This window comes from Streptomyces oryzae (assembly GCF_017676365.1).
GTDB lineage: Bacteria > Actinomycetota > Actinomycetes > Streptomycetales > Streptomycetaceae > Streptomyces > Streptomyces oryzae.
On sequence record NZ_JADKMA010000134.1, the window covers coordinates 1 to 21,111 of the forward strand.

Below are 21,111 nucleotides of genomic sequence, written 5' to 3' on the forward strand. Positions count from 1 at the left end.
CCCGCCAGCGAGACCAGCGTGACGCCCCCGATCAGCAGTGCGGCGGCAAGGGCGTCCGGCGCGGTGATGCCCTCACCGAGCAGCAGCGCGGCGGAGGTCATGCCGAACACCGGCACCAGCAGCGTGAAAGGGGCGACGGACGAGGCGTCGTACCGCCGCAGCAGAAAGCCCCAGGCGCCGAAGCCGAACAGGGTGGCCACCCAGGCGACGAAGCAGAGGGCGCCCAGGCCGCCCGGGTCGAGGGAGCGCAGCGCGGCGAGATCGGCGTCCGGCCCCTCGAACAGCAGGGAGAGGACGAACAGCGGAAGCGGCGGTACGAGACTGACCCACACCATCCACGACAGCGCGTCCGGCGGCGCCGCCTTGCGGGTCAGCACATTGGAGACGCCCCAGGCCGCGGCGGCGGCGACCACCAGCAGGAAGGCGCCCAGCGGCCCTGAGGCGCCCTGGCCGACAGCGGCCACCACTATCCCGGCGAGCGCCACCCCCATCCCGGCCAGCCGTACGGCACCGAGCCGTTCGCCCAGCGTCACGGCGGCGAAGACGGCGGTGAAGACCGCCTGCACCTGGAGGACGAGCGAGGAGAGCCCGGCCGGCATGCCCTGCTGCATACCGATGAACAGCAGCCCGAACTTCGCCACCCCCAGCGCCAGTCCGACCCCCACGATCCAGCGCAGCGCCACCCCGGGACGCCGGACGAGGAAGACGGCGGGCAGCGCGGCGACCAGGAAGCGCAGTCCGGAGAAGAGCAGCGGCGGGAAGTGCCGCAGCCCGATGTCGATGACCACGAAGTTGACCCCCCAGAGGGCGGCGACCAGCACCGCGAGGGCGAAGTGCAGAGGACTCAGACGCATGTCCTCGATCCTCACCGCGCTTATCGTTCAGCACCAGCACGTATTCGTGCACGGTTGGATTCAGCAATACTGAAGAGTCCAGATGAAGAATCCAGATGAAGAGTCCGACTGAAGCGCCCAGGTGCTCGAGCCCCAGGGGCGGGGAGGAACGCACCATGCTCGACCTGTCCAGGCTGCGTGCCCTGCACGCCGTCCAGCTGCACGGTTCGGTGGGCGGCGCGGCGCAGGCGCTCGGCTACACCCCGTCCGCCGTCTCCCAGCAGATCGCCAAGCTGGAGCGGGAGACCGGCACCACGCTGCTGGAGCGGCAGGGGCGCGGGGTCGCGCTGACGGACGATGCGCTGATGCTCGTGCGTACGGCGGAGGAGATGCTGCGCCTTGCCGAGCAGGCTCAGGTCGCACTGGAGGAGCGCAAGGGCCGCCCGGAAGGCCGGCTGCGGATCGCCGCTTTCCCCAGCGGGGCCCGCGGCCTGATGCCCCGCGTGCTGGCCCGGCTCGCCGCCGACCACCCGCAACTCGACCTGCGGATGTCCGAGGTCGACCCCCATCTGTCGGTGGGGCTGGTGGCCAGGGGCGAGCTCGATCTGGCCCTCGCGCACGACTGGGACATCACGCCGATGCCGGCCCCCGAGGGGGTGCGCAGCATTCCGCTGGGCGAGGACCACTGCGAGCTGCTGCTGCCCGCCGGACACCCGCTCGCCGCCCGCGACTCGCTGGTCACGGCTGATCTGGCCGGCCGGCGCTGGGTCTGCCAGCCGCCCGGGACGGTCTGCCACGACTGGCTGCACACGACGCTGCGGACCGCGGGCCAGGAGCCGGACGTCGCCTACTACGTGGCCGAGTTCCAGACCCAGGTCGCCCTCGTCGCCGAGGGCCTGGGCATCGCCCTGCTGCCCCGGCTGGGGCGGGGCCCGCTGCCCGAGGGCGTGGTGCTGCGCCCGCTGGTGCCCGTCCCCACCCGGCGCCTGTTCGCGGTCACGCGCGACTGTCTCCTGGGCCGGCCCGCGGTGCGGGCCGCGCTGGGCGCCATGCGCGAAGCCGCGGGCGCCGGGCCGTCGTAGGGCTTGGTCCCCGGGGCGCGTCTCCTCTCCCCAATGCGACCGAGAGGGTGGTCCGACCTGGCTCAACGGGTGACGTTGCGTCATGCATCAGAGCCGGAACCGGACGCGCCTGTTCTGCTGAATGTGTGCGACTGCACACCCCTGAACTCCCGCCCACGGGGGCGGAGCAGACCGGGAAACAGCGAAAGGACCACAGGATGAGGAAGTCGGAAATGACGCGCCGCGCACGGGCCCTGACGGTGGTGGCGGCGATGGCGACCGCGATGGTCGGCATGGCGCCGGTGGCGGCGGTCGCCGGTGACGGCCCTGACGGCGGCCACCACCACAAGCGCGGCTACATCTGCGACAAGCTGGAGACGCACGGCCACGCCGCGGTCGGCAGCGGCCACTGCGTCGCCATCAACGCGCCGCGCCACGGCGTCATCCGCGGCACCTTCACCATCAAGGCCCGGCACCACCACCACCCCCACAAGGTGGTGTGCGTGCACAAGCACGGCGTCTCCGGCTTCGCCAACCTCCCCAAGTGGGTCAGGGGCAACCACTGCCACCGCATCTGACGCCACGCTGAGCACCATCCCCTGACACCCCCGGCCCACCCGCCGAGCGACGGTGGGTGGGCCGGCGGGAAGCAGGGGCAGCACCGGGCCGGGGCCGATTGGTCCCGGCCCGGTGGCAGTATGTGGGGGTGCGTTACCTCTACCGCGTTCTGGGCACCACGCAGGTCCTCCGCGAGGACGGCACCACCGTGCCGATCGGCGGAGCGAGGCTGCGCGCCCTGCTGACCGCGCTCGCCCTCGCGGGAGGCCGCGCCGTACACACCGGAGAGCTGGCCGCTGCCGTGTGGTCGGAGCACGAGGACCCGCCCGCCGACGAGACGGCGGCGCTCCAGGCGCTGGTCGGGCGGCTGCGCCGGTCGCTGGGGCGGGAGGCGGTCGGCTCCGTGGAGGGCGGCTACCGGCTGGTGGCGGCCCGTGACGACATCGATCTGTACCGCTTCGAGCGGCTCGCCTCCGAGGGCGCGGCAGCGCTGGCGGACGGCGACCCCGTCAAGGCCGCGGACCTGCTCGACGACGCCCTCGCGCTGTGGCGCGACCCCGTGCTGGCCGATCTGCCGGACGGTGGAGGGGCCGCCGCCGTACGCGCCGCCGACCGCGCGCTGGCAGCGCGCCGCCACCGGGCCGAGGCGGCGCTCGCCCTCGGCCAGGCCGAGTCCGTGCTGCCCACGGTGCGGCAGCTGGCCGCCGAACACCCGCTGAACGAGCCGCTCCAGGCCCTGCTGCTGCGCGCCCTGCGCGACGCGGGCCGCACCGCCGAGGCGCTGGCGGCTTACGACACCGTCAGGACCGTGCTCGCCGACCAGCTGGGCACCGACCCGAGCCAGGAACTGCGCGCGCTGCACGCGGAGTTGCTGGACGCCGAGGCCGCCGCTCCCGCAGGACGGCGCCCTGCGCAGCCGCCGGCCGGTCCCGCGGCGTCCCCCGCCGCGCGTCCTCCCCGGCGGGCCCCGGGCAATCTCCGTACCGGCCTGACCTCCTTCGTGGGGCGGGAGGGGGAGATCAGCGCGCTGTGCGAGGAGCTCGGCAAGGCGCGGCTGGTGACGCTCACCGGGCCCGGAGGCGCGGGCAAGACGCGGCTCTCGCTGGAGGCGGCGGCCCGGGCCCGTGCCGAGCTGGGCGGGGAGTGGGCGGACGGCGTATGGGTGGCCGAGCTCGCCGCCGTACGCGACCCGCACGACCGGGGTGCGACGGCCGAGGCCGTGCTGACCGCGCTCGGCGGCCGCGAGACGGTGCTGACCGGCACCACGGCCGAGGGCCTGCGCGCGGCCACCGACCCCACAGCCGCGAACCCCCTCGCCCAGCTCGCCGAGCGCTGTGCGGCCCGGCGGATGCTGCTGGTGCTGGACAACTGCGAGCACCTGATCGACGCGGCGGCGCGAGTGGTGGAGACGCTGCTGGTGGAGTGCCCGGGGGTGACCGTGCTCGCCACCAGCCGGGAACCGCTCGGCGTGCCCGGCGAGTTCGTACGCCCCGTGGAGCCGCTGCCCGACCCGGTGGCGCTCCGGCTCCTCGCCGAGCGCGGTGCCTCGGCGCGCCCGGGCTTCCGGATAGCGGACGACCCGGAGGCGTGCGCGGAGATCTGCCGCCGGCTCGACGGGCTGCCGCTCGCGATCGAGCTGGCCGCTGCCCGGCTGCGCTCGCTGACCCCCAGCCAGCTCGCCCGCCGCCTCGACCACCGGTTCCGACTGCTGACCAGCGGAAACCGCACCGTACTGCCGCGTCAGCAGACGCTGCGCGCGGTCGTCGACTGGTCGTGGGAGCTGCTGGACACGGCGGAACGCGCGGTGCTGCGACGGCTGGCGGTCTTCACCGGCGGCTGCCAGCTGGAGCAGGCCGAGGAGGTGTGCGCGGACCTCGTGGAGGGGGCGGACGGGGATGTCACCGCGCTGTTGAGTTCCCTTGTCGACAAGTCGCTGGTGGTGGCCGTACCCGAGGAGTGCGGGGGCGGGATGCGCTACCGGCTGCTGGAGACCGTCGCCGAGTACGCGGCCGAGAAGCTGGACGAGGTGCCCGGCGAGCGGGAGCACGCCGAGCGCCGCCATCTGATCGTCTACCGCGAACTGGCCCGCATGGCCGATCCGCTGCTGCGCGGGCCCGAGCAGGTGACATGGCTGGACCGGCTGGAGCGCGAACACGACAACATCCGCACCGCGCTGCGCCGGGCCATCGCCGCACGCGACGAGCACGAGGCGCTGTGTCTGACCCTGTCGATGGCCTGGTTCTGGCAGCTGCGCGGACACCGCGCCGACGCGCGCAACTGGAGCGAGGCCGTGCTCGGCCTGGGCCCCGACCCCTTCGGCACGCCGCTGCGCCCCGCGCCCCCGCTGTACGAGCCGTGCACGGCGACCCCGCCCCCGATGAGCGAGGAGCAGCTGTGGGAGGCCAGGCGCGGGGTGCGGCTGATGGTGCTGGCCGACGCCGAGGACGGTGTCGAGAAGCTGGAGAGCCCGGAGCGGCAGGCCGAACTGCGCAACGTCACCCAGGCCTACACCCCCGGAATGCCGCAGGTGTGCCGGCTCCCGGGCTGTATGTGGTTCTTCGCGTGGCTGATGACAGGCAACTACGTCAAGCTCGCCGAACTGGCCGACAGCTTCGTGGCCGGCTGCCGCGAGCTGGGCTACGAGTGGGAGCTGGCCTTCGCCCTCCAGCTGCGCGCCAAGCTGACCAACGACAACCCCGCGAACTGGGAGCAGTCGGCGGCGGACGCGGCCGAGAGCCTGGAGGTCTTCCGCCGGATCGGGGACGCCTGGGGCGAGGCCGAGGCGCTCTCGGGCCGTGCCGAGGCGTTCACCATGCGCGGGGAGTTCGCCCGCGCCGCCGAGGACTGCCGGCTGGCCATCGCCCGCGCCGAGCAGCTGGGCGCCCACAGCCAGGTTCCGCAGCTCAAGTCGCGGCTCGGCTCGGTGCTGGTGGAGCTGGACGATCCGGAACGCGTCGCCGAGGGCGAGCGGCTGATGAGGGAGGGGGTGGAGGAGTCCGAGCACGTGGGGGGCGACGGCCCCAACTTCGCGGCCATCCAGTACGCCGTACACCTCGTCCGGAACGGGGAGCCGGTGCGGGCCAGGGAACTGCTGACCCCGCTGGAGGAGGAGTTCGCCGACCGGGTCCCGCAGCTGTTCGCCGGGGTGGTCGAGGGGATCGGCGCCTGGTCGTACGTCGTCGAGGGCCGCCCCGCGGAGGCGCTGGCCAAGCTGCGGGGGTCCATCGCCAAGACCCGCGATCTGATGTCGCAGGCGGTCGCCCCGCACCTGACGCTCAGTCAACTGCTGACGGCCGCCAACGCGCTGGCAGATCTCGGGCGCGGCGAGGAGGGCGGGCGGCTGGTGGGTGCCTACGACGCCCTCTCGCAGTTTCCGGAGGGGATCTTTCCGCACCCGCTCGTCCGTGAATCGCGGGCGGCGGCGGAGGCCGCCGTGCGCAGGGTCCTGTCCGAGGAGGGCTATGCGGGGGCCTACGCCTCGGGTGACGGCCTCTCCCTCGAAGAGGCCGTCACCCTGGTCCAGAACGCCTGACCGTCAGGTCTTCTTGCGGAACTTGGCGATGGCGATCGGTGCCGTCACCAGCGTGAGGCCGACCGACCAGATGACGGTCCACATCACGGGGTTCGCCACTTCGCTGTGACCGAGCATCAGCCCGCGGGCCGCGTCGGCGAGGTGGGTGAGCGGATTGACGTCCGTGAACGCCTTCAGCCAGCCCGGCATGGTGCCGGTCGGCACGAAGACCGAGGAGCCGAACTGGAGCGGCATCAGCACCAGGAACGAGACGCCCTGCACGGCCTGCGCGGTGTTCATCGTCAGGCCCAGCAGGATGAAGATCCACAGCAGCGAGGCCCCGAACAGCGCGGTCAGCCCGATGGCGCCCAGCATGCCCAGCCAGTGCCCGTTGATGTCGAAGCCGACCAGGAAGCCCACGGTCAGCAGCACGGTGACAGCGACCAGCATGCGGCCTATCTCGACCACGGACTTGGCGATCAGCACCGAGGAGCGGGCTATCGGCATGGACCGGAAGCGGTCCATCACGCCCTTGCGGAAGTCCTCGTTGATGCCCGTGCCGACGGCCATCGCGATGGACATGCCCATCATGCCCATCATGCCGGGGATCAGATACTGCACATACTGGTCCCGGTCGCCGGAGCCGCCGCTTCCGCCGATGGCGCCGCCGAAGACGTAGACGAACAGCAGCGTGAAGATGATGGGCATCAGCAGCGCGTCCATCATCGACTCGGGGTCCTGCTTGATCTGCAGGGCGTTGCGGCGGACGAGCGCGCCGATGTGCCGCAGGTTGGCCTGCAGCCCGATGCGGCCCTCTGCCGTGCCGGGCTTGCCGGGCGCCGGGGCCGCCCCGGACCCGGATCCCGGCGGGGTCTGCTGCGACCCGGGTGCTTTGACGGTGGCGGTGCTCACGCCGCGACCTCCTCGAGCTCGTTCTCGTCGTCCTGGTGGGTGGCCTTCTGGCCGGTGAGGGCCAGGAACACCTCGTCCAGGCTGGGCAGATGGGTGGCGATGTCGGCGATCGCGAAGCCGCGTTCGCCCAGCAGCCCGACCACGGCCGTCAGCTGTTCGTCGCTGACGATCGGGACGCTGACGAGACCCGACTCGGCATCAGCCGTGGCACCGGCCACCCCGTCGAGACCGGCCTGCGCGATGGCGCCGACCATCCGCGTCAGCTCGCCGGGGTCGGCCGGGCGGATCTCCAGCGTGCGGCCGCCGACCTTCGCCTTCAGCTCGGGCACCCGGCCCTCGGCGATGATCCGGCCGCGGTCGATCACGGTCAGCTCGCCGGCCAGCTGCTCGGCCTCCTCCATGTACTGCGTGGTGAGCAGCACGGTGTTGCCGTCGGCCACGATGTTCTTGACCTCGTCCCACACCTCGTTGCGGGTGCGCGGGTCGAGACCGGTGGTGGGCTCGTCCAGAAACAGCACCTTGGGGCGGCCGATCATGGAAGCCGCCAGGTCGAGCCGGCGCCGCATACCGCCGCTGTACTTCATCACGGGGCGCCGGGCCGCCTCGGTGAGGGAGAACCGCTCCAGCAGTTCGTCGGCGCGCTTGCGGGCCTCCGTGCGGGGCAGGTCGAGCAGCCGCCCGATCATGTAGAGGTTCTCCCAGCCCGCCAGCTTCTCGTCCACCGAGGCGTACTGGCCGGTGAGACCTATCGTGCGGCGCAGCTCCCGGGGCTGGCGCACCACGTCGAATCCGGCGACCTTCGCCGTGCCGGCGTCGGGCTGCAGCAGGGTGGAGAGCATCCGGACGAGCGTCGTCTTGCCCGCGCCGTTGGGGCCCAGCACACCCATCACGGTGCCCTCGCGCACATCCAGGTCGATGCCGTCGACGGCCTTCGTCTCCCCGAAGTGCTTGACCAGTCCGCGGACCTCGACCGCGTTCGTCGTCTTCTCTCGCGTCATGCCCCCAATGTGCCAGCAGGCACTGACAAACGGCCGACAGACGACCGACAGCGCACCGACGGCCCGCCGACAGCCGGTTCGGGCTCTGTCGGCGGGCCGTCGCGCCCCGAGGGAGGCGGGGCGGGGCGGGCGCTACTCGAAGGAGTGCTCCGCCGCCGGGTACGCCCCCTCGACGACGTCCTCGGCGAAGGCGCGTGCCGCCTCGCCCAGGGTGCTCCGCAGCGCGGCGTACTGCTTCACGAAGCGCGGCAGCCTGCCCGGGGTCAGGCCCGCCATATCGGTCCACACCAGCACCTGGGCGTCGCACTCGTGCCCGGCGCCGATGCCGACGGTCGGGATGTGCAGCACCCTGGTGACCTCGGCGGCGAGCGGTGCGGGCGCCATCTCCAGGACGACGGCGAAGGCCCCGGCGTCCTGCACGGCCTTGGCGTCCCGCATCAGCTGGTGTGCCGCTTCCTCGCCGCGGCCCTGCACCCGGTATCCCATGGTGTGCACGGACTGCGGGGTCAGTCCGACGTGTGCCATTACCGGGATGCCGGAGCGCACCAGCAGCCCGATCTGGTCGGCGGAGCGCTCGCCGCCCTCCAGCTTGACGGCCTGGGCGCCGGCCTCCTTGACCAGCCTGGTGGCGCTGCGCAGCGCCTGGACCCCGCTCTCCTGATACGAGCCGAACGGCAGGTCGGCGACGACCAGGGCGCGCTCTGTGCCCCGTACGACGGCGGCGGTCAGCATGGCGACCTCGTCCATGGTGACCGGCACGGTCGTCTCGTAGCCGAGATGGCAGTTGCCCATCGAGTCGCCGACGAGCAGTACGGGGATGCCGGCCTCGTCGAAGACCGAGGCGGTCATCGCGTCGTAGGCGGTGAGCATGGGCCACTTCTCGCCCCGCTCCTTGGCGAGTGCGAGGTCGCGCACGGTCACACGGCGGTTACGGGTGCCCCCGTAGAGCGTCTGAGGCATGGCTGAAGACTCCTGTTGTCGTCTCGAAGCGCCCTGACGGCGTCTCCGGATCTGCGTCCATGCTGGCACGCCCCTCCGACACCCGGTAGGGGGCCGGGACCCGGCCCCATGACCAAGTTTTTACGAAACGGAACGGAGTCGTTTCGGAAAGAGGGCTAGGCTGCCTCTCATGAGTAGCGCCAGTCCTTCCGCCTCATCCGAACCACCCGCCGCACCTGCGATGCCGGGCGAAGCCGCCGCGATCCACCGGCGCCGGTGGACGGTCCTCGGCGTGCTGATGCTCAGCCTGCTGGTCGTCGTCCTGGACAACAGCATCCTGAACGTGGCGATGAAGACCCTCGCCAGGCCCGCGCCCGTCGGACTCGGCGCCACCCAGAGCGAGTTGGAGTGGGCCATCAACGCCTACACCCTCGTCTTCGCCGGGCTCCTGTTCACCGCCGGCCTTCTCGGTGACCGGCTCGGCCGCAAGAAGGTGCTGCTGGCCGGGCTGCTGGTGTTCGGCGCGGGATCGGTGCTTGCGGCCTTCTCCGCGGGACCCGGCGAACTGATCTTCTACCGCGCCCTGATGGGCCTCGGCGCGGCCTTCGTCATGCCGGCCACCCTGGCCATCCTGATGAACGTCTTCCCGCGCGAGGAACAGCCCAAGGCCATCGGCATCTGGGCGGGCGGCGTGGGGCTGGCCATCGCCATCGGCCCCATCACCGGAGGGCTGCTGCTCGACCACTTCTGGTGGGGCTCGGTCTTCCTCGTCAACGCGCCTGTCGTGCTCGTCGCACTGGTGGCGATCCTGGCGCTGGTGCCCGACTCCCGCGACCCGGCACCCGGCCGCCTCGACCCGCTGGGCGTGCTGCTCTCGGTCGCCGGTCTCGTGCTGCTGGTGTACGGGATCATCGAGGGCGGCCAGCTGGCCGACTTCACCGACCCGAAGGTGCTCGCCACCGCGGGCGGCGGCGTCCTGGTGCTGGCGCTGTTCCTGCTGCACGAGCGGCGCAGCAGCCATCCGGCGCTCGATGTGCGCTACTTCCGCAAGCCCGCGTTCTCCGCCGCCGTCGCCGCGATCGCCCTGGTCTTCTTCGCACTGATGGGTGCGATGTTCTTCGGCGTCTTCTACATCCAGAGCGTGCGCGGCTTCAGTCCGCTGGAGGCCGGGCTGCTGCTGCTCCCGCTGGCCGCAGCGCAGATGATCTTCTCCCCGCGCGCCGCCAAGGCCGTCAACCGCTTCGGGGCCAAGGCCGTGTGCACGGTGGGGATGCTGCTCGTCGCCGTCGGCATGTTCGCCTTCACCACGCTGGACGAGACGACGCCGCTGTGGCGGCTGGAGGTCATCTACTTCCTGATGGGCGGTGCGATGGCCTTCATCATGCCGCCGGCGACCGTCTCGATCATGCAATCGATGCCGACCGAGAAGGCGGGTTCCGGCTCGGCCGTCAACAACACCTTCCGCCAGGTCGGCGGGGCGCTCGGGGTGGCCGTGCTCGGCTCGCTGCTCTCCACCCGCTACCGGGACGGTGTCGACGGCGCCCTCTCCGCCGTCCCGCGGCTGCCCGGTGAAGCGCGGCACGAGGCTGGCGAGTCCATCGAGGCCACCCTCGCGCTCGCCGACCGGCTGGGACCCGCGGGGCAGGCGCTGGTGCACCCCGCCAAGGCGGCCTTCGTCGACGCCATGCACACCACCGTGCTCGCCTCCGGGTCCGTCGCGCTGCTGGGCGCGCTGGTCGTCGCCGTATGGCTGCCAGGCAAGCCGGCGGCGGACGCGGCGGGGGAAGATGAGACCGGCGGTGAAGAGGAGAAGGCAGGAGTGGGGACGAAGCGGTGAGTCTGCGGTGAAGCGTGCGGGTGACAGGGCCACGGCTGGAGAACTCCCGGACACCGGCGACAGCCCGCCCCTCCCGTCCGGAAAACCCGTCGGCAAGACGCGTGGACGTCCGCGCAGCGAGGCCGTCGAACGCGCCATCCTGGACGCGGTGATCCGGCTCCTGGAGGAGGGCGTCTCCTACGACACGCTCTCCGTCGAGCGGATCGCCCGCACGGCTGGCGTCGGCAAGGCCGCGGTCTACCGGCGCTGGTCCGGCAAGGACGAGTTGTTCCTCCACGTCGTCAGGGAGATGGAGGAGCCGGCGTACGAGGGTCCCGTCGACGGGCCGCTGCGCGAGGTCCTCATCGGGGCCCTGAACTGGCTGCGCCAGATGAGCCTCGCCAAGCGCCGCTCCACGCTGCTGCGGGTGCTGGCCGCCCATGTGCACAGCCACCCCGAGCTGTGGAAGCGCTATCACGAGACCGTCATCAGCGCCCGCCGCGAGCGGCTGGCCTTCGTACTGCGGCGCGGGATCGAGCGCGGGGAGCTGCGCGGCGACCTCGACATCGACGTACTGGTCGACATGCTGACGGCGCCGATCCTCGTCCGCATCCTGCTGCGCGACTGGGAAGAGCTGCCCGAGGAGATGCCGCGGCAGATCGTCGACACCTTCCTGGACGGCCTCGGCGCGGGGGAGTGACCGGCGGCCCGCCGGACGAACGCCGAGCCGCCGACCGAGTGTTGTGTCACAGTCGCGAACCAGCCCCGACCTGCCGGAACCCGTAAGCCGCCGGTCCTCGTCCTCCACTTGGACTCCACACCGGACTTCAGGGCGAAAGCGGCAGTTGAGCTGAAGCGTTCAACTGTGTGAAAACGGGCATCGCCTATCGTTCATCGGGCACCAACACAGGCAAGTGAGGACGGACGGCGGATGGCGCGCGTGTACACCTCGGAGGCCACCTACAGCGAGGACGGCGGCGGACGGCGGGGGCTGTGGTCCCGGTTCACCGGCAGCCGCGCGGACGGTGCCTCCCGGGGCTGGTCGGGCCCGGGGAAGTGGCGGCGCGGCTGGGTCGTCGCCCTGGTCGCCGTACTTCTGGGGCTCGCCTTCTGGCTGCACGCCGAGGTCCCCAACGCGATCGGGAACCTCGGCTCGCTCTGGGAGACATTCCTGCCGTGGGGCGGGCTGCTGATCGTCGTGCTGCTCGCCGCCGCACTGCTGCGCCGGTCCGCCACCGCGCTGATCGCGCTGCTGCTGCCGGTGCTGATCTGGGCGAACCTGTTCGGCGGTCTGTTCGACGACAAGACCGGCAGCGGCGCCGGCGATCTCACCGTCGTCACCCACAACGTCAACGCGGGCAACTCCGACCCCGACGGCACGGCCGAGGCGCTGGTCGACTCGGGGGCCGATGTGATCGCGCTGGAAGAGGTCTCTCCCGCGCAGGCCGGCGCCTACCGGGCCGCACTCGACAAGACGCACCGCTACCACAAGCTCACCGGCACGGTCGGGCTGTGGAGCAAGTACCCGATGAAGGACATCAGGACGGTCGACATCAAGATGGGCTGGCCCCGCGCCATGCGTGCGACGGTGCAGACGCCCAAGGGCGACGTCGCCGTCTACGCGGCCCATCTGCCGTCGGTCCGGGTGCAGTTCCGCTCCGGGTTCACGGCCGGGCAGCGCGACGGCAGCGCCGAGGCGCTCGGTGAGGCGATCGCCCACGACCCGGCAGGCAAGGTCCTCCTCCTGGGCGACCTCAACGGGACCATGAACGACCGCGCGCTCGCGCCGATCACCTCCCAGATGCGCTCGGCGCAGGGCGCGGCCGGTGACGGCTTCGGCTTCAGCTGGCCCGCCTCGTTCCCGATGGCGCGGATCGACCAGATCATGGTCAAGGGTGCCGACCCCGTCTCCGCGTGGACGCTCCCGGCCACCGGCAGCGACCATCTGCCGATCGCGGCGAAGATCGATCTGACGGAGTAGGCCGCGCCGCGTCAGGGCACCCGGTACCGCCCGGGTCCGCGGAGATTCCACGCCCCGTAACGTCGCGTTTTGCGCCGTGGAACATCCGGCTGCGAGACTTTGTTGCACCACCAAACATAAGCCCGCACGGCCGGGCGCTCGGCAATGTAATCGGTTACACCTCCTTCCGCGTAAGAAAGGTCTGCGCATGCCTCTGGCTCTGCTCGCACTCGCCGTGGGCGCCTTCGGTATCGGCACCACCGAGTTCGTGATGATGGGCCTGCTGCCGAACGTCGCCGACGATCTCGGCACGTCCGTACCGACCGCGGGGTACCTCGTCTCCGCCTACGCCCTCGGTGTCGTACTCGGCGCTCCGCTGCTGACCGCCGTCGGCGCCCGCGTCCCGCGCAAGCTGATGCTGCTGCTGTTGATGGGGCTGTTCACCCTCGGCAACCTCGCCTCGGCGCTGGCGCCCGGGTTCGGCACGCTGCTGGCGGGCCGGGTGCTGGCGGGACTTCCGCACGGCGCGTTCTTCGGCGTCGGTGCCGTGGTCGCGGCCCGGCTCGTGAAGGAGGGCCGGGCGGCCCGCGCGGTGGCCACGATGTTCCTCGGGCTGACCGTCGCCAACATCGTCGGCGTACCAGGCGGCACCGCGCTGGGCCAGCAACTGGGCTGGCGGGCCACCTTCGTTGTCGTCACCCTCATCGGCGTGGCCGCCATGTCGGCGCTCGCGCTGCTCGTGCCCCGTATGCCGCTGGAGCACCAGGGCGGCGTACGCCACGAACTGCGCGCCCTGGGCAACCGCCAGGTGGTGCTCGGGCTGCTGACCGCCGTCTTCGGCTTCGGCGGTGTGTTCGCCGTCTACAGCTACCTCGCCTCGATGATGACCGAGGTCACCGGACTCACCGAGACCTCGGTGACCTGGGTGCTCGCCCTCTTCGGCATCGGCATGACGCTGGGCACCCTCATCGCCGGGCCGCTGACCGACCGCGCCCCGCGCCGCACCCTGTACGCGGCACTGGGGCTGATGGCCGCGCTGATGGTCACCTTCCACTTCGCGGCGCCCGTGAAGTGGGCCGCGCTGACGCTGGTGGGGCTGCTGGGGGCCGTCGGCTTCCTTATCACCACGCCGGTCCAGATGCTGGTGATGCGGGCCGCGTCGCACGCGCCCACCATCGCCTCGGCCTCCAACCACTCCGCGTTCAACCTCGCCAACGCGGGGGGCGCCTGGCTCGGCGGCGTCGTCATCGCCGCCGGGTGGGGCTGGATGTCGCCCACCCTGGTCGGCGCGGCCCTCGCCCTCTCCGGGCTCGGCATCGCCGTCACGGCGGGCGTACTGGACCGCGGGGACTCGCGGGTGGTCGCCCGCGCGAGCGATGTTCCGGTGGAGGTGCACTCGGCGCACTAGCGCTTGCCCGGCGCCTTCTGCGTACCCCGCATGGGGGTTGCGCGTGCCCACCCTGCGCCTTGGGGGCGCCCCCTCACCAGCCGAAAGGGAGGGGGCACCCCGCGGTGTCACAGCAACCCCGCGTCGCGGGCCGCCAGCGCGGCCCGCACTCGGTTGTCGACGCCGAGAACACCGAGTATCCGGCTCACATGCGCCTTGACGGTGCTCTCCCTCATGGCCAGCGCGGCAGCGATCTCCGCGTTGCCGTCGCCCTCCGCCACCAGGGCCAGCACCTCGCGCTCCCGCGGGGTGAGCCGGTCGACGGCGGCCCGCGCGGCCCGTGCGGCACCCGTCCGGCCGCCCCGCCGATGGTGCTGGTCGATCAGCCGCCGCGCCGCCGCCGGGTGCAGCATGGCGGAGCCCGCGGCCACCAGGTGCACGGCGCGCAGGATCTCCGCGGGGTCGGTGTCCTTGAGCAGGAAGCCGTCCGCGCCCGCGGTGAGCGCGTCGAAGACATACGCGTCCAGATCGAACGTGGTCAGCGTGATCACCCGCGGCGGACGGGGCAGGCGGCGCAACTGCGCGGTGGCGGCGATACCGTCCGTACCCGGCATCCGCACGTCCACCAGCGCCACATCCACCCGGTGCGCGGTCGCCGCGGCCACGGCCTCGGCTCCGTCCCGCGCCGCGGCGACGAGTTGCAGGCCGCTGTCGCCCTCGATCAGGTCGGTGAGCCCCAGCCGGACCAGCGCGTCGTCATCGACGATCATGACGCGGATCATGCGCTTCGCCCCCTCTCTTGCTCCGCTTCCTCGCCGGCGGCCGCGGCAGCGCTTGCCGGATGCGGAATGCGGACCGCCAGCCGCCAGCACACCTCCCCGCCGGTCCCTTCCAGCGGGCCCGCCGACAGCTCGCCGCCCAGCGCCTCGACCCGCTCCCGCAGCCCGACCAGGCCGTAGCCGGACGGCGGCGCGCTGAGCCGCCCGGACGCGGGCCCCGTCCCGTTGACGGCCTCGACCCGGGTGACCTGCGGGCCGTAGCCCACGGTGATCCGCACCGGCGAATCCGGCGCGTGTTTACGGGCGTTGGTCAGCGCCTCCTGCACGATCCTGAGCACCGCGAGCCGGTGCGCGGCGGGTACGTCCGCCGGAGCCTCCTCCAGCACCGCCGTGATCCGCTGCCCCGCGGCCCGCGCCTCGGCGACCACGTCCGACGGCTGCCCGAGAGCCGGTCCCCCGGCCACGGGCCGGGCCGTATCGCCGCGCGGACAGTCGTCGTCCGGTCCGTCGACCGGGTCCCGCAGCACGCCGAGGACGTCCCGCAGATCGGTCAGGGCCTCCGTGGCCGCTGTCCGCAGCAGACCGACCCGGTCCGCGACCCGTTCCGGCAGGGCCTCCTCATGGGTGGCCAGCACGCCCGTGTGCAGCGCGATCAGGCTCAGCCTGTGCGCCAGCACGTCGTGCATCTCCGCCGCGATGGCGGCCCGTTCCGCAAGCCGCGCCGAACGCTCCCGCAGCAGTCGCTCCGTACGCAGGTGGTGCAGGCGGGCGTCCAGCGCTGCCACCAGCCGCCGCTTACCCCCTGCCCACAGCCCCAGCACCACCGCCGTGACCGGCAGCAGCACGGGCCCGTACGAGCGGGTGTCCCACAGGTGCGAGGCGGGCGCCACGTGCAGGGCGAGGGCCGCCGCGTTGACCGTCACCGCGACGAGCGCCGCGCAGCCCGCAGCGTGCGGCCGCCCGCGCGAAGCGAGGTGGAAGAGCGCCACCAGCAGCGGCAGGACGAGCCCGGCCAGACCGGCGACAGCGGCGGCCAGCACGGCGACCGCCGAGGGCCACCGGTGCCGCACGGCGAGCGACAGACCGGCCACCACGGCAAGGGCGACCCATACGGTGCCGTACCGGCCCCCGTTGCCGAGGGCGGCCTCCTGTACCGAGAGCGCCGTGGTGAGCGCAACGACGGCGCCTTCGGCCCACCACCTCGCCCGCGGGCTCGCTCGGCCCCGTATGTGCGCGTTCACCGTGCCGAGCCTAGGAGCGACCGGCGCTCACCGGCTCCGACCTGTGGACGCCTTCACCCCTGACTTTCGTAGGGGATTGCCGTCGCACAGCGCCGGATTCCGCCGCCCGGACCCGTTCCTAGCGTCGCCGCCATGAGCGATTCCCGCCCCACCGACACCGTCACCGACCCCGACGCCGACCCCGCCGCCACCGCCGCCGCCGGGTCGCGGCGGATGTTCCTCGCGGAGGCGCTGGCCGACATGCGGACGACCGGGGCACTCGCGCCCAGCGGGCGCCGGCTGTCCGGGCTGCTGGCCGAGCCGGTACGCCGCCGGTCCCGGCATGGCCCGCTCACGGTCCTGGAGGTGGGCGCGGGCACCGGTCCGGTCACCCGGCTGCTGCTGGACACGCTCGGCGCGGGCAGCAGGCTGGATGTCGTCGAGAGCAACCCCCGCTTCGCCGCCCGGCTGCGCGCCCTGGCCGAAGCGCACCCCGGCGAGGCGTCCGCAGCAGTGCACGGGATACGGATCGAGGACTGGAACCCCGCCCACGGCTACGACGCGATCGTCTCCGGGCTGCCGTTCACCAACTTCAGCCCCGCGCAGGTCGAGACAGTCATGGAGCGTTTGCTGACGCTGCTGAGGCCCGGCGGCACCCTCAGCTATTTCGCGTATCTGGGCACGGCCCCGGCACGCCGGATCTTCTCCTCGGCGGCCGAGGCGCGCAGACACCGGGCGGTTGAGGCCGTCCTCGCGGGCTACCGCGACCGCTGCCGCGCCGCCTCCCGCACCGCCTGGGCCAACCTGCCGCCCGCCCGCGCCTGGTGGCTGCGCAAGCCCTGAGCGGGGACGGTCAGTGCCCGTGGCCGGCCTTCGGCGGGAGCGGCTGGCAGCGAGTGACACTGGCCGCCGCGGCACCGGCCGTTGCCGCCCCCGCCGACAACGCCGCACCCGCCGCCTCGTCCTCCGCACAGCAGGCCGCCGCCTGGGAGTTCGTGGCCTTCTACCCCGACAAGACCGCGTGCCAGAACGGCGGCGCGTACTACCTCAGGCACGGCTACAGCGACTACATCTGCCAGCTGGACCCGCTGCGCGGCTGGGCGCTGTACGTCCAGGAGCGACGCGCCGGGCGCAAGCGCGCCTGGGCCTGCCCGCACCATCCAGCGGGCAGGCCTCCGGCCGGGTGCCGCGGTTCAGCCCTCCCGCCAGGCATTGGTGATCGGCAGGCGGCGGTCCTTGCCGAAGCCCTTGGGGGAGATCTTCGTACCCGGCGGGTACTGGCGGCGCTTGTACTCGGCGCGGTCCGTCATCCGCAGCACCCGGGTCACGGTCTCCGCGTCGAAGCCCGCGGCGATGATGGCCGCTGCGCCCTGGTCGCCGTCGACGTACCGCTTCAGGATGCGGTCCAGGATCTCGTAGTCGGGCAGCGAGTCGGTGTCCACCTGGCCCGGCGCCAGCTCGGCGCTGGGCGGCTTGGTGATGGAGCGCTCTGGGATGGGCGGGGTCTCGCCGCGCTCGTGCGCTGCGCGGTTGCGCCACTTCGCGAGGCGGAAGACGTTCGTCTTGTAGACGTCCTTGATCGGGCCGTAGGCGCCCACCGCATCGCCGTACAGCGTCGAATAACCCACCGCCAGCTCCGACTTGTTGCCCGGCGCCAGCACGATGTGCCCCTCCTGGTTGGAGACGGCCATCAGCGTCGTGCCGCGCAGCCGGGCCTGAAGGTTCTCCTCGGCGAGCCCGGTGAGGCCGAGCGAGTCCATGTACGCGGCGAACATCGGCTCGATCTCGACGGTGCGGAAGTTCAGCCCGGTGCGCTCCGCCAGCTCGGCGGCGTCCTCCTTCGAGTGCTCGGACGAATACCGCGAGGGCATCGAGATGCCGTACACGTTCTCCGCACCGATCGCGTCGCAGGCGATCGCCGCCGTCAGTGCCGAGTCGATACCGCCGGACAGCCCGACCAGCACCGAGCGGAAGCCGTTCTTGACCACGTAGGCGCGCAGCCCGACCACCAGCGCGGTGTAGATCTCCTCGTCGTCCTCCATGCGCGGAGCCTCGCCGCCGACGTGTCCGGGCGCGTCGGCGGGCAGCGGCTCGGCGGAGATCACCCGGTGTTCGATGCGCAGCCCGTCGTCCACCTCGCCCGAGGGCGGGGCCGTCGCGGCGGCCGGGAGGTCCAGGTCGAGGAGGAGACAGGTCTCCTCGAACTGGGGGGCGCGCGCCAGCACCTGCCCGTCGGCGCCGACGACGATCGAGTCGCCGTCGAAGACCAGCTCGTCCTGCCCGCCGATCATGGCCAGATACGCGGTGGTGCACCCCGCCTCCTGCGCGCGCTTGCGCACCAGATCCAGCCGGGTGTCGTCCTTGTCCCGCTCGTACGGCGAGGCGTTCACCGACAGCAGCAGCCCGGCACCCGCCGTACGCGCCGCCGGAACCCGGCCGCCCTCCTGCCACAGGTCCTCGCAGATGGCGAGCGCCACATCCACGCCGTGCACCCGTAGGACGGGCATGGTGTCGCCGGGCACGAAGTAGCGGAACTCGTCGAAGACGCCGTAGTTCGGCAGATGGTGCTTGGCGAAGGCCAGCACGATCTCGCCGCGGTGCAGCACGGCTGCCGCGTTCTGCGGGGCACCCGCGGGCTGGCCGTAGCGGGGCTGTGCCTGCTCGCAGCGGTCCAGATAGCCGACGACGACGGGCACCTCGCCCAGCCCCTCGTCGGCCAGCCGCCGCGCGAGGTCCCGCACGGCGGTGCGGCTCGCCTCCACGAACGACCGGCGCAGCGCCAGGTCCTCCACCGGATACCCGGTCAGCATCATCTCCGGGAACGCGACCAGATGCGCGCCCTGTTCGACGGAGTGCCGGGTCCACCGGAGGACTGCCGCGGCATTGTCCTCCAGGCCGCCGACGGTGGAGTCGATCTGATTCAGCGCGAGACGTAGGTGAGCCACGGAGCCGAGTGTAATCGTCGGGCTGACGTTATGGGCGGGGGAGGTCAGGAGACCTCCCCCGGACCACTACTTACGGTAACCGAGCACCGTCATCATGCCCGCTTCCCCGTGATAGACGTTGTGGCAGTGGACCATCCACAGCCCTGGATTGTCCGCGTCGAAGTCCACCTCCAGCGTCTTGCCCGGCAGCACGATCGCCGTGTCCTTGCGCGGTCCGCCGTCCGGCAGCGCGAAGGTGTGGCCGTGCAGATGCATCGGGTGCCACATGTCCGTCGTATTCACGAAGCGCATCCGCACCCGCTCACCCGCTGTGACCGGGTGCCGCTGCTCCGGGTCGTACGGCCTGCCGTTGATGCCCCAGTCGTACTGCGCCATGGAGCCGGTGAGCCGCAGCGTGACCGTGCGGTCGGGCTTGTCCGGGTCCAGCCGCGCCGAGTCCGCCGCCTTCAGCTTCCCGGCCGTCAGCGGCGCGCCGCGGGTCAGCTCCTTTGGGCGGACCGAGGCGGCCGGCGCCGCACCGGAGCTCGTACGCAGCAGCGCCCGCGCCGTCGCCTTCTTGCCCTCGGCCAGCGCGGTGAGCGGGAAGACGCCGTCCTTGGCCGTGACGAGCACGTCGTAGCGCTCGCCCATGCCGAGCAGCAGCGCGTCGGTGGCCGTGTGTTCGACCGGGTAGCCGTCGGTGTGGGTGACCGTCATCCTGTGGCCGCCCAGCGCCACCCGGAACGCGGTGTCACCGCCCGCGTTGATGAAGCGGATCCGGATGCGGTCGCCCGGCTTCGCCCGGAAGGTTTCGGGGTCCGCGACGGTGCGGCCGTTGACCAGGTAGTGCGGGTACTTCACGTCCCCCGCGTCGCCGCCCAGCACCTCGCTGGTGGCACCCATCAGCATCCGGGAGGGGCCCTTCTCCCGCCGGCCGCCCATGCTGTGCGTGCCGCTCATGCCGTGCATGTCGTGCTCGCCGCTCATGTCCTGCTTGCTGTGCTCATCCTGCTTGCCGTGCTCGCCGCCCATGCCGTCGTGCTCCATGCCGCGGCGCAGTTCGGCCAGCACCGCGTCCGGGGTCGAGCCCTCGACTCCGTCCACCCAGTCGTCGAGTACGACCACCCACTCCTTGTCGTACCGCAGCGGCTCCTCCGGGTCCTCCACGATCAGCGGCGCGTACAGCCCGCGGTCCTGCTGGACGCCGGAGTGCGGATGGAACCAGTACGTGCCCGGCTGCGGAACCGCGAACCGGTAGGTGAAGTCGGCCCCCGGCCGGATCTCCCGCTGGGTGAGCCCGGGCACGCCGTCCATGTCGTTGCGGAGGGCGAGCCCGTGCCAGTGCGCCGAGGTCGCCTCGGAGAGGTGGTTGGCGAGGGTCAGCGCCAGCGTGTTGCCTGCGGTCACCCGGATCTCCTCGCCGGGTACCCGGTCGCCGTACGCCCAGGTGGGCACAGTGGTGCCGGAGCCGAGTTCGAGCCGGGTGCGGGTCGCGGTGAGCCGCACCCGCTCCGTACGGCCCTTCCGCCGCTCGGCCTCGGCGGCCCGCACCTCGCTCCCGCCGGGCTCGACATAGCCGTCGGAGCCCTTGGCTTCGGAGCTGTGACCGCCGCTGGTGGAACAGGCCGCCAGCAGCCCGCCGCCGGCGAGGGCCGCGCCGGTTCGCAGTGCGGCTCGGCGCGTGGGGCGCGTGGGAAGTGAACGCATGTGTGTGTACCTCACGGTGTTGTGGATCGATTGCGGAATACGCGGCCCACGTCCGCTCTCCGGCATGGAGAGCGGACGCGCGGGCCCGCTCAGGTCCGCAAGATCGACAACTGCGCGAGTCTCGACGCCGTTCGCGGCGGCGGCAACGGCCACAGCACCCGCGGCACCCGCGCCCGGCCCGCCGCCCACAGCCCCGCACCGAGCCGTCGCCGCACCAGCAGCACCGCCGCACCGAGCAGCGCGGCTGCCGTCCATACGCCCAGCACGGCCAGACAGAGGGAGAGGGGGTCCGTCCCCATCCCGTGCCCATCCTGAGGGGCCGGGACGTGGTGCTCCTGGGTCATGTGGTGACCCGTGCCGGGGTCTGCGGAGACGTGTTCGGCGACCGCCGGCGCCGCCCGCTCGGGGGTGGGGTGCCCCAGCGTGTGCATGGTGACCAGCCCCAACAGCACCGCGGCAAGCAACAGCACCCGCCCGCACCACTCGGTGCGGGCACCGGATGCACG

The 21,111-nt window shown here is 72.4% G+C and carries 17 protein-coding genes; 8 read left to right on the forward strand and 9 right to left on the reverse strand.

Annotated features, from left to right (window positions below):
- The coding region (locus ITI46_RS23270; RefSeq protein WP_209241676.1) for an EamA family transporter at positions 1-848 on the reverse strand (848 nt) is incomplete at its 3' end.
- 161 nt (positions 849-1,009) lie between these two features.
- Between ITI46_RS23270 and ITI46_RS23275 the strand changes: the two genes are divergently transcribed.
- From ITI46_RS23275 to ITI46_RS23285, 3 genes are all read left to right on the forward strand, one after another.
- The gene (locus tag ITI46_RS23275) at positions 1,010-1,915 is read left to right on the forward strand and encodes a LysR family transcriptional regulator (protein WP_209241664.1); all 906 of its coding nucleotides are present in this window, start codon (positions 1,010-1,012) and stop codon (positions 1,913-1,915) included.
- 212 nt (positions 1,916-2,127) lie between these two features.
- The gene (locus ITI46_RS23280; protein WP_247746452.1) at positions 2,128-2,472 is read left to right on the forward strand and encodes a hypothetical protein; all 345 of its coding nucleotides are present in this window, start codon (positions 2,128-2,130) and stop codon (positions 2,470-2,472) included.
- A gap of 122 nt (positions 2,473-2,594) precedes the next feature.
- Positions 2,595-5,984 (forward strand): AfsR/SARP family transcriptional regulator, encoded by a 3,390-nt coding sequence (locus ITI46_RS23285; RefSeq protein WP_307808286.1) that lies wholly within the window; start codon positions 2,595-2,597, stop codon positions 5,982-5,984.
- A gap of 3 nt (positions 5,985-5,987) precedes the next feature.
- Here the strand turns inward: ITI46_RS23285 and ITI46_RS23290 are convergent, their stop codons facing one another.
- The 3 genes from ITI46_RS23290 to panB form a co-directional block, all read right to left on the reverse strand.
- Positions 5,988-6,875, reverse strand: coding sequence for an ABC transporter permease (locus tag ITI46_RS23290; RefSeq protein ID WP_209241666.1), 888 nt, complete (start codon positions 6,873-6,875; stop codon positions 5,988-5,990).
- Positions 6,872-7,873, reverse strand: coding sequence for an ATP-binding cassette domain-containing protein (locus ITI46_RS23295; RefSeq protein WP_209241667.1), 1,002 nt, complete (start codon positions 7,871-7,873; stop codon positions 6,872-6,874). The genes ITI46_RS23290 and ITI46_RS23295 overlap by 4 nt, the downstream gene beginning before the upstream one ends.
- 132 nt (positions 7,874-8,005) lie before the next feature.
- Entirely contained in the window at positions 8,006-8,833 is an 828-nt protein-coding gene (gene panB, locus ITI46_RS23300; protein WP_209241668.1) for a 3-methyl-2-oxobutanoate hydroxymethyltransferase, read from the reverse strand.
- A 169-nt stretch (positions 8,834-9,002) separates the two neighbouring features.
- Between panB and ITI46_RS23305 the strand changes: the two genes are divergently transcribed.
- The 4 genes from ITI46_RS23305 to ITI46_RS23320 all read left to right on the forward strand — a co-directional run bounded on the left by ITI46_RS23305 (position 9,003) and on the right by ITI46_RS23320 (position 13,996).
- The gene (locus tag ITI46_RS23305; RefSeq protein ID WP_209241669.1) at positions 9,003-10,649 is read left to right on the forward strand and encodes an MFS transporter; all 1,647 of its coding nucleotides are present in this window, start codon (positions 9,003-9,005) and stop codon (positions 10,647-10,649) included.
- A gap of 7 nt (positions 10,650-10,656) precedes the next feature.
- Positions 10,657-11,328 (forward strand): TetR/AcrR family transcriptional regulator, encoded by a 672-nt coding sequence (locus tag ITI46_RS23310; RefSeq protein WP_307808287.1) that lies wholly within the window; start codon positions 10,657-10,659, stop codon positions 11,326-11,328.
- Between the two features lie 231 nt (positions 11,329-11,559).
- Positions 11,560-12,609: an endonuclease/exonuclease/phosphatase family protein gene (locus ITI46_RS23315; RefSeq protein ID WP_209241671.1), complete on the forward strand. Its 1,050-nt coding sequence runs from the start codon at positions 11,560-11,562 to the stop codon at positions 12,607-12,609.
- A gap of 187 nt (positions 12,610-12,796) precedes the next feature.
- Positions 12,797-13,996 carry an MFS transporter gene (locus ITI46_RS23320; protein ID WP_209241672.1) on the forward strand — a complete coding sequence of 400 codons (1,200 nt, stop codon included), beginning with the start codon at positions 12,797-12,799 and terminating at the stop codon, positions 13,994-13,996.
- Positions 13,997-14,103: 107 nt separating this feature from the next.
- Here the strand turns inward: ITI46_RS23320 and ITI46_RS23325 are convergent, their stop codons facing one another.
- Both ITI46_RS23325 and ITI46_RS23330 read right to left on the reverse strand, forming a co-directional pair.
- A complete protein-coding gene (locus ITI46_RS23325) occupies positions 14,104-14,757 on the reverse strand; it encodes a response regulator (protein WP_209241673.1) in 654 nt (217 codons plus the stop codon).
- Positions 14,754-15,995 carry a sensor histidine kinase gene (locus ITI46_RS23330; protein WP_307808288.1) on the reverse strand — a complete coding sequence of 414 codons (1,242 nt, stop codon included), beginning with the start codon at positions 15,993-15,995 and terminating at the stop codon, positions 14,754-14,756. The genes ITI46_RS23325 and ITI46_RS23330 overlap by 4 nt, the downstream gene beginning before the upstream one ends.
- A 132-nt stretch (positions 15,996-16,127) precedes the next feature.
- Between ITI46_RS23330 and ITI46_RS23335 the strand changes: the two genes are divergently transcribed.
- Positions 16,128-16,817 carry a class I SAM-dependent methyltransferase gene (locus ITI46_RS23335; RefSeq protein ID WP_307808289.1) on the forward strand — a complete coding sequence of 230 codons (690 nt, stop codon included), beginning with the start codon at positions 16,128-16,130 and terminating at the stop codon, positions 16,815-16,817.
- Between the two features lie 350 nt (positions 16,818-17,167).
- On the opposite strand, the gene ITI46_RS23340 is transcribed toward ITI46_RS23335, so the two are convergent.
- The 3 genes from ITI46_RS23340 to ITI46_RS23350 form a co-directional block, all read right to left on the reverse strand.
- On the reverse strand, positions 17,168-18,919 hold the full coding sequence (locus ITI46_RS23340) for an NAD+ synthase (RefSeq protein WP_209241674.1): 1,752 nt from the start codon (positions 18,917-18,919) through the stop codon (positions 17,168-17,170).
- A 66-nt stretch (positions 18,920-18,985) separates the two neighbouring features.
- Positions 18,986-20,605, reverse strand: a complete 1,620-nt coding sequence (locus ITI46_RS23345; RefSeq protein ID WP_209241675.1) for a multicopper oxidase family protein — start codon at positions 20,603-20,605, stop codon at positions 18,986-18,988.
- Positions 20,606-20,694: 89 nt separating this feature from the next.
- On the reverse strand, positions 20,695-21,111 hold a 417-nt coding region (locus ITI46_RS23350), incomplete at its 5' end, for a DUF6153 family protein (protein WP_307808290.1).